Here is an 8,916-nt window from a genome sequence, read left to right as displayed (position 1 = left end):
CGCGGTATTCCTGGCCGTTGACCATGTCGCGGAAGACGCCGTCGTCGGTGAACAGGTCGACGAAGCCCTGCACGTTCAGGACGTCGCCTTCGGCGTAGTGGTAGGCCTGGCGGACGACGTGTTCGACTTCGGTGGTCATGGTGGGCTCCCTCGTGAGAAATCAAATGTTTGCTTGATGAAGAGGCTATGTCGACCCCGCAAGCCTGTCAAGCGATCGTTTGAATTGATTCGTCGATCGGGCCGCGGCCGCGGATCAGCCGATGCCCTGGTCGCCCCGGAACGCCCCGGCCAGCACGGGCAACAGCAGGCGCTCGATCTCTGCCACGGGCTTGCCTGCCAGGTCGGCGCCGATGGGCGCGAGCGCCAGCCAGTTCACCATGCCGGCCGCGCATCGGAGCCGAAAGATCAGCTCCTCGTGCCCGAGCTCGGGGTGGTGCGCCGCGAGCACCCGCAGGGCGTCCGCCCGGGTCTCGTCGAACTTGCTGTCCAGACGATCCCAGCCTTCCGGCGGATCGGCCCCGAATCGCGCCACGGTCCGCATGACAGCAAGAGCGTGCCCACCCGCCGCCAGCGCATCGACCATCGGCCGGGCGAACGCCGCGGCCAGTTCGAGGAGCGTCGATCCGGACGTCAGGGCACTCATCGTCACGTGCTGAGCGTCCAGATACCGCTCCAGCGCGACTTCGGCGGCCGTCTCGCACAACACCTTCAGCGATCCGAAGTGGTAGCTGACCGCCGCGACGTTGGCCCCGGCGGCCTCCGTGATCTCACGGAGCGTCACCCCCTCGGGGCCTCGTTCCGCGAGCTGATCCAGGGCAGCAGCCAGCAGCTGATCCCGGGTACGCTGACCAGCCTCACGACGCAGATCCACGCTCTTCGCTCGCACGACTTGAACTTAAGCAGTTGTTTACTTGCCTGTCAAGCAATCGATCGCTTGACTTGTGAGGGAACATCCGTGATACACGAGGCGCAGCTGGAATGCGGATGGCTTCGATCTGCAAGACGCGCTCGCCGCTCTCGGGGCGCCGGATTATGTTGATGGCGCGGATCCCGGGCTCCCACTCACATCCACGCCCAGGGCTACGGCACAGATTCCGCGCACTCGCCGCATATCAATTGTCTGGCGCAACCTCATGCTGGAGGTTCCCGTGTCCACCCAACACCCACCGCGCCGTCTCCTGCCGGCCGCGACCGCCGCCCTGTCGTTGGCGGGCGCGCTCGCGCTCGCGCCGCCGCTGGCCCAACCCGCGGCGGCGCAGAATCTGACCACCGCCTGGCAGAACGGCGCGTTCTCGGTCGACACCGGGGGCGTGGTCAGCCGCTCCGATGTCGTGCTCGGACAGCCGAACACCGCGCCCGCGCAGGCGCTGCCGCTGGGCAACGGATCCCTCGGCGTCGCCGCGTGGGCCGCGAACGGCCTCACCGCGCAGCTCAACCGCAGCGACACCATGCCGTACCGGCTGTCTCCCGGCCAGGTGCAGATCCCCGGCCTCGCGGCGATGACCACGGCCGCGGACTTCAGCGGACATCTGGATCTCTACGACGGCGTGCTCGACGAGTCCGGCGGCGGGATGAGCCTGCGGGCCTGGGTGCCGGCGAACAAGGACGAACTGGTGGTCGAGGTCACCGGAGCCGCGCCGGGCGCGGCGGAGACCGCGAACCTGAACCTGTGGTCCGGCCGATCTCCCGCGGCCTCGGCGTCCGGCGCCTACGGCGCGCTGGCCCAGACCTGGGCTGACAATTCACAGTCCGGCTCCTCCGGCCAGACCTTCGGCGCCATGTCCGCGATCACTGCGGGCGGCCAGAACGTCAGCGCGTCGGTGGTGAACTCCACGCAGGTCAAGGTCTCCTTCAACGCGGAATCCGACGGCTCGTTCGCCGTCGTCGTGGCCGCGCCGAAATGGACCGGCGGGGACGCGATCTCCACCGCCACGTCGCTGATCGGGTCCGATCCGACCGCCGCCGCATCCGGACTGCTGGCCGCACAGGCCGCCTGGTGGAACGGCTACTGGGCGAACTCCGGTCTGATCGAGGCGAACTCCTCCGATGGCACCGCGCAGTACATGGAGAATCTCCGGACCCTCTACCTCTACTACGAGGCCGCCTCGATGAAGTCCGGCGCGTACCCGGGCAGCCAGGCGGGCGTCGCGGACATGTTCGCCTACGACGAGGACCAGCAGGACTGGTATCCCGCCGGCTACTGGCTGTGGAACCTGCGCGGGCAGATCGCGGCGAACCTCAGCTCCGGCGACTTCGCGCTGAACCTGCCCATCTTCAACATGTACCTCAATGATCTGCCGGCCATCGAGTCGTGGACCGGCGCGCAGATGGGCGGCCTGTCCGGCGCCTGCGTCCCCGAGACGATGCGCTTCAACGGCAACGGGTACTACAACGGCGGCGACAACACGCAGAACGCCTCGTGCGCCACCGCGTCGAGCCCGAGTTGGAACGCCGAGAACGTCACCAGCGGCGCCGAGCTCGCGACATGGATCTGGCAGCAGTACCTCGACACCGGCAGCATCAGCTTCCTGCGGACGTACTACCCGATCCTCCAGCAGACCGCGACCTTCCTGCTCAACTATCAGAGCCTTGGCTCGGACGGCTACCTGCACGCCACCGCGAACGCGCACGAAACCCAGTGGGCGGTAACCGATCCGACCACTGACCTGGTCGCCGACCAGGCGCTGTTACCGGCCGTGGTGAGCGCGGCGACACTGCTGAACACCGACTCCTCGCTCGTCGCCCGGCTCAGGACGGCCGAGAACCAGATCGAGCCGTACGCGCGGGCCGGCCAGTCCAGTCTCAGCACCCTGCTCAACTCCCAGCCCACCTCGGCCTCTGCCGTCTCCTCCCTCGACGCGCAGGGCAACGACGTCATCGCCGACTCCTACCAGCCGTCCGCGACGGTCCGGAACATCGAGAACATCGGCCTCGAACCGGTCTGGCCGTGGGGGGTGATCGGAGACGACACGAGCGTCAACGGCGACAACCTGACCGCTCTGGCCGACCGCACCTTCCAGTACCGGCCGAACGTGGACGCCAACGACTGGAGCCTCGACGCGGTCGACGCCGCGCGGCTCGACAACGCCTCGGCCGTCGAGTCCAACCTCGTCGCCGTTACCGAGAAGTACCAGGGCTATATCAGTGGTCTGGCCGCGTTCAGTACTCCGAGCGACGAGCCGTACATCGAGCAGTCCTCCGCCGTCGCCGCCGCCATGGACGAGGCGCTCGCCACCGACTACGACGGCACGATCCGCTTCGCGCCCGCCTGGCCCTCCGGCTGGGACGCCTCGGGCACCGTCGCAATCCAGGGCGGGTCGAAGGTGGATGTCCAGGTCGAGGGCGGAACCCTGGCCACCGCGGCGATCCAGGCCGCCAGTAGCACGACGCTGAGCGTACGCAACCCGTGGTCCGCGAGCGGCGGGCAGGCCGAGGTCGTCAACGGATCCACCGGCGCCGTCGTGGTCGCGGCGACCACCGCCGCGACCTTCAGCGTGCCGGTCGCCGCGGGCGGCACCTACCTGGTCGAGCAGCCCTCGAATCCGACCACCTCGCTCAGCTTCGCCCAGGTCACCGGAACGCAGGCGACCGCGGCCAAACACCTCGGCCCGGTGCAGATCGGCCTCGGCCCGGCCAGCGGGAACGCCGGCCTCTCGGCTTCCTACAACGACGTCGGCATCACCGCCGACAACAACACCGGGCCGGGCAACTACGACGGCAACGGCTCGACCTTCTCCGAAACAGCGCTCACCAACGCCGGAGCCGGGCCGGGCGAGCAGATCGTATCCAACGGCGTCACGTACACGATCCCGAACGTCGCCGCGGGCACCGACGACAACACCGTCGCCGAAGGACAGACCATCGACCTTTCCGGAAGCGCCGCCGCCCTCGGCTTCCTGGTCTCGGCGAGTTACGGTCCGGCCAGCGGCGGAGGCACCATCACCTACACGGACGGCAGTACCCAGACATACAGCCTCACCGTCCCCGACTGGTTCTCCACCGGCGCGCCGAGCGGCGGAGCGGTCGCGGTGAACTCGGCCTATCTGAACACCCAGGGCAACACCACGTTCGCCCACACGGCCGACATCTTCTCCATCAACGTTCCGCTTACCTCAGGCAAGACCGTCGCGTCCGTGACCCTGCCACCCGGCTCCGCCGTGGCGTCCGGCACTCCCGCGCTCCACGTCTTCGCCCTCGCATTCAGCTGAAAATGGCGGTGATCACCCTGCGGGCGCGCGCCCGCAGGGTGATCAGGTCGTGTCGAGCCGGTACGCCGTCAGAGCGTTGTCCCGGTACACGAGGCGCTCTTCCGAGGAGCTCAACGGGCCGAGTGCGTCCGCCAGGGCCGCCGAGACCGAATGGTACGAGCCGGCGAGCAGGCACACCGGCCAGTCCGAGCCGAACATGACCCGATCCGTTCCGAACCACTCGACCACGCTCGCCACGAACGGGCGCAGATCCGCGGAAGTCCACTGCATCCAATCGGCCTCGGTCACCATGCCCGAGAGCTTCACCCTGACGTTGGGCAGGGCGGCCAGCCGCGGCATCCGCTCGGACCACAGCTCGTCATGTCCGTCGACGATGCGGGGTTTGGCGATGTGGTCGAGCACGAACCGCAGTTCGGGGAACGCCGCGACGGTCTCGGTCGCGGCGGGCAGTTCGCGGGCGCGGACCAGCAGGTCGTAGGCGAGGCGGCGCGACTGGACGGCGGCGAGGCCGCGGCGGACGTCGTCCCGGCACAACCATCGGGCGTCGGGCTCGTCATGTACCTGATGTCTGATTCCGACGAGCCGGCTCCCGGTCGGTCCATCGAGCAGTTCGTCGAGGTCGTCGGCCACGGATGGTGCGGTCAGGTCGACCCAGCCGACGACGCCTTTGACGAAATCTGTGCGCGCGGCGATGTCGAGGAACTCCCGGGTCTCGGAGAGGTCCGAGACGGTCTGGACGAGTACTGTCCCCGCCACGTCCGCGGGTCCCAGTTCGACGGTCAGATCGGCCGGGGTAAATGCGCGCCGGACCGGATCCATGGCCGCGCCGGCCATCCAGGGATACGTGTAGCGCGCGGGATCCCAGAAGTGGTGATGCGCGTCGATGCGCCCGGACACGGCGGTCATCGCTAGGCCGGCACCGGCGCGTCGTCGCGGATCAATCCGTCGTCGATGAGATCGCGCCACAGCCGCGACGGGATGTCGACTTCGAGCAGCCGGAGGTTCGTCTCGAGTTCCGCGATCGAGCGCGGGCCGAGCAACACTGAGCAAACTCGGGGGTGAGCCAGGGGGAATTGCAGGGCCGCGGCTGCCAGTGGGACACCGTGCGCGCGGCAGATTCCCTGGAGCAACCGGGCACGTTCCACCACTTCGTCGGAAGCAGGGACGTAGTCGAACCGCGCCCCCGGTGAAGGCTCGACGAGCACTCCGCTGTTGAACACTCCTCCGATGACGACTGACACACCGCGATCGACGCACGCCGGCAGCAGGTCGTTCATCGCGGTCTGATCGAGCAGCGTGTAGCGGCCGGCGACCAGCACCACGTCCAGATCGCAGTGGCGCACCAACCGCGTCTGAACCCCCGTGTGGTTCATGCCCGCGCCGATCGCCGCGACCGAGTCCTCCCGGCGTAGCGCGTCCAACGCCTGATAACCGGTCGTACTCGCTTCGAGGTAGTGGTCGTCGGGATCGTGCAGGTGCAGTATGTCGAAACGCTCGACGCCGACCCGCCGTGCGCTCTCGGCGACGGACGTGCGGATTCCGGTCTCGCTGAAATCCCAGACCGGGCCAGCCGAGGGCACGTCGCGGTAGAAGGGCTCGCCCTGGTGATACTGGCTCTCATCGGGGGGCGCGCCCTCCCGGAGGAGCCGGCCCACCTTCGTGGACAGAACGAGCTCCTCACGCGGCCAACCCGAAATGGCCCGAGCCACCCGCTGTTCCGCGAGGCCGTGGCCGTACAGCGGCGCCGTGTCGATGAACCTGATCCCGGCATCGAGGGCGCTCCGGATGACTCCGACGGCCTCGTCGTCGCTGACGGGTACGAGAAGGTTTCCGAGAGACGCGGTTCCGAGCCCGATGCGCGGGACGAACAGGTCGGTGCCGCCGACTCGTACGGTGCGCTTCCAGTCGATCATTCGTCGGCTCCCGCGGTCAGAAATCCAGTCGGTCGGTCCTTCGCGCCGTCCGCCGTCGCCCTGACACGGTAGACCGCCGCGCTGATCTCGGCGAGCGCGTTGTACCGATCGACTCCATCCGGAATTCGATGTGGGCCTGGGGAGGTGCGCCGCCCTAAGGTCAGAGGCATGGGCACCCCCTCTCACGCCTCGACGCTCGCGGGGTTCGTCACGCCGCTGGTGGCCTTCGCCGGAGTCGACGACGTCGGGCTCGTCCCGAACGATGTGGATCGAGGAACCGCGATGCGGGTGGAAGCCCTCGAATTCTCCGCACTCGATGACATCCCCGCCGGTCACAAGGTGGCGGTGCGCCCGATAGCCGCGGGCTCGCCCATTCACAAGTACGGCCAGGCCATCGGGATCGCGTCCTGTGACATCCCCGTCGGCGCCCACGTGCACGTCCACAATGTGAGAGTCGGACGGAGCACCGCTGGGCAGCGAGGAGACGCGCCAAAGGGTCCCGCGTCAAACGTGGCGGGCTGGAGCGCGCCCGCGGCCCCGACGCGTACCCATTTCCTCGGCTACCGGCGGCCGGATGGGCGGGCGGCGACCCGCAACTACATCGCCCTGCTACCTACCGTGAACTGCTCGGCCACGGTCTCGCGCATCATCGCGCAGCGCGCCGACGACCTGTACCGCGGAGCGCCCGGCCTGGACGGCGTCATCGCCCTGACACACGAGCTGGGCTGCGGAATGGCCGAGGGGACCGCGGGTGACGAGATCCTGCGCCGCACTCTGCGGGGGTACGCCGGGCATGCGAACCTCGTCAAGGTCGTGATGGTGAGCCTGGGGTGCGAGATCAACCAGCCCGAGAGCGTCTTCGGGGACGCGGTGCCGGTCGAGACACTGGTGATCCAGGAGCTCGGCGGAAGCGCGGCCACCGTCAGCGCCGGACTCGCCGGCATCGAGCGGTACGTCGCCGAGGCCGCCGCTTTGCGCCGGGAACCGATCCCGGTCGCCGAGCTCACCCTCGGCCTGCAGTGCGGCGGCAGTGACGCCTACTCCGGCCTCACGTCGAATCCGACCCTGGGGGTCGCGGCCGACCTGCTGGTCGCCGCCGGCGGGAAGGTCATCCTCGGGGAGACGCCCGAGATCTACGGCGCCGAGCACATCCTGCGCGCCCGCGCCGCCGACCACGTGCTCGCCGGGCGGATCGACGAGTTGATCGCCTGGTGGGAGCGCTACACCGCGACTCACGACGCGACGATCGACGACAACCCCTCCAAGGGCAATCGGGCCGGCGGCATCACGACCATCTGGGAGAAATCGCTCGGCGCGATCCTCAAGTGCGGCACCAGCCCGCTCAACGACGTCGTCGACTACGCGCAGCCGGTGACCGCCGACGGGCTCACGTTCATGGACACCCCCGGCTACGACCCGGTTTCGGCCACCGGAATGGTGGCCGGCGGCGCCAATCTGCTCGCCTTCACCACAGGACGCGGATCGGTCTTCGGCTCCCGACCCACGCCCTGCCTCAAGATCAGCAGCACCTCGGATCTCTACCACCGGATGCGAGGCGACATCGACTTCGACGCCGGCCCCGCGATGTCACGCGCGCAGCAGATCCACCACGGAACACTGCTGTTCGAAGCCCTGGTGGAGATGGCATCAGGCCACCCGAGCAAGTCCGAGGAGCTCGGCTTCGGCACCGAAGAGATCGTCCCGTGGCGAATGGGAGCCGTGATGTGAATGTGCGTGATGTGAATGTGCGTGGTGTGAATGTGAACGCCGCCTTCACCGGCCACTCTCGGGCTCTGTGACCTAGACTTTCTCGTCGTGGTGAATCCGGGACGCGAAATATCCGAGCCGGCTGCCCAACCTGACGAGTCGACGCGCAGGCGGAGCGATCCGCGGGATGCGATGTCCCTGCAGACCGCGTGGCTGCGTTCGTTCCTCGCGGTCGCGGACAAGGGCGGGTTCGGCGCCGCGACCGGGGCGCTGCACCTGTCGCAATCCCGGGTGAGCGCCCACATCGCGGCACTCGAACATGCTCTCGGCGTGACCTTGTTCGATCGCAAGGCTCGGCCCACCCGCACGACGGAAGCCGGTGAGCTCTTCCGCGAGCACGCCTTGAGCGCGCTGGTCGAGCTGCAGCGCGGGGTCGAGGTCGCCCGCAGCACGCTCGACAACCTCGTCGCACGCGTGAGTATCGCGAGCTATCCGAGTGTCAGCTCCACCTATCTGCCCGGAGCCTTGCGCGAGCTCAAGGCGGAGCATCCCGGAGTGAGCGTCGAACTCCACGAAGGCACTGCCGCGAGCCTCGAGGAGATGGTCGTCAGCGGCACGGTCGATCTCGCGTTCCGTCCGCTGCTCCCGAAGATGCGGGATGCGACGCTGTGCGATCGCACGATCTGGCGCGAGGACATCGTCGCCGTAATGCGCGAGAACGATCCCTGCGCCCGGAACGGGTCCGTGAGTATCGAGCAACTCCTCACCCGCCCGCTCATCGGCAATCCGGCGGGCACGACCGAGGACGGCGGCGGGTTCGACCTTCGTCATGCGCTCGGCGACGCCGCGGCCCGCGCGGACATCGCCTATCTCACCGACCAGCCCGCCACCCTCGTCGCACTTGTGCGCTCCGCGTTCGGTGTCGGCGTCATCAACCGCCTCGCCTTGCAGACGACGAGCATCGACGGCCTGGCCGTGCGCCCCATCGACTCGCCTACCGCACACCGCGACGTCGCCCTGTTCTGGACCCGGCGGCGCGCGGACTCCGCGGTCGTCCGAGCCTTCCTCGATGCCCAAGAGCGGGCCCC

At 68.5% G+C, this 8,916-nt stretch carries 6 protein-coding genes; 3 read left to right on the top strand and 3 right to left on the bottom strand.

The genetic code is table 11. From position 1 onward, the window contains the following. Positions 1–253: 253 nt before the first annotated feature. Complete coding sequence (locus VG296_RS19685) at positions 254–886, bottom strand: TetR/AcrR family transcriptional regulator (RefSeq protein WP_325567660.1); 633 nt, start codon at positions 884–886, stop codon at positions 254–256. A 262-nt stretch (positions 887–1,148) separates the two neighbouring features. Between VG296_RS19685 and VG296_RS19680 the strand changes: the two genes are divergently transcribed. Beyond that, positions 1,149–4,208, top strand: a complete 3,060-nt coding sequence (locus VG296_RS19680; RefSeq protein ID WP_325567658.1) for a glycosyl hydrolase family 95 catalytic domain-containing protein — start codon at positions 1,149–1,151, stop codon at positions 4,206–4,208. 42 nt (positions 4,209–4,250) lie between these two features. On the opposite strand, the gene VG296_RS19675 is transcribed toward VG296_RS19680, so the two are convergent. Beyond that, the gene (locus VG296_RS19675) at positions 4,251–5,114 is read right to left on the bottom strand and encodes an amidohydrolase family protein (protein ID WP_325567656.1); all 864 of its coding nucleotides are present in this window, start codon (positions 5,112–5,114) and stop codon (positions 4,251–4,253) included. A 2-nt stretch (positions 5,115–5,116) separates the two neighbouring features. After that, a complete protein-coding gene (locus VG296_RS19670; protein ID WP_325567654.1) occupies positions 5,117–6,121 on the bottom strand; it encodes an aldo/keto reductase in 1,005 nt (334 codons plus the stop codon). Between the two features lie 168 nt (positions 6,122–6,289). Between VG296_RS19670 and VG296_RS19665 the strand changes: the two genes are divergently transcribed. Both VG296_RS19665 and VG296_RS19660 read left to right on the top strand, forming a co-directional pair. Further along, positions 6,290–7,849: an altronate dehydratase family protein gene (locus VG296_RS19665; RefSeq protein ID WP_325567652.1), complete on the top strand. Its 1,560-nt coding sequence runs from the start codon at positions 6,290–6,292 to the stop codon at positions 7,847–7,849. Positions 7,850–8,020: 171 nt separating this feature from the next. Beyond that, on the top strand, positions 8,021–8,916 hold an 896-nt coding region (locus tag VG296_RS19660), incomplete at its 3' end, for a LysR family transcriptional regulator (protein ID WP_325567650.1).

The organism is Actinospica sp., assembly GCF_035552695.1.
Taxonomy (GTDB): domain Bacteria; phylum Actinomycetota; class Actinomycetes; order Streptomycetales; family Catenulisporaceae; genus Actinospica.
Note: the sequence above shows the minus strand (reverse complement) of the source record. Positions and strands in the feature narration are given on the sequence as shown.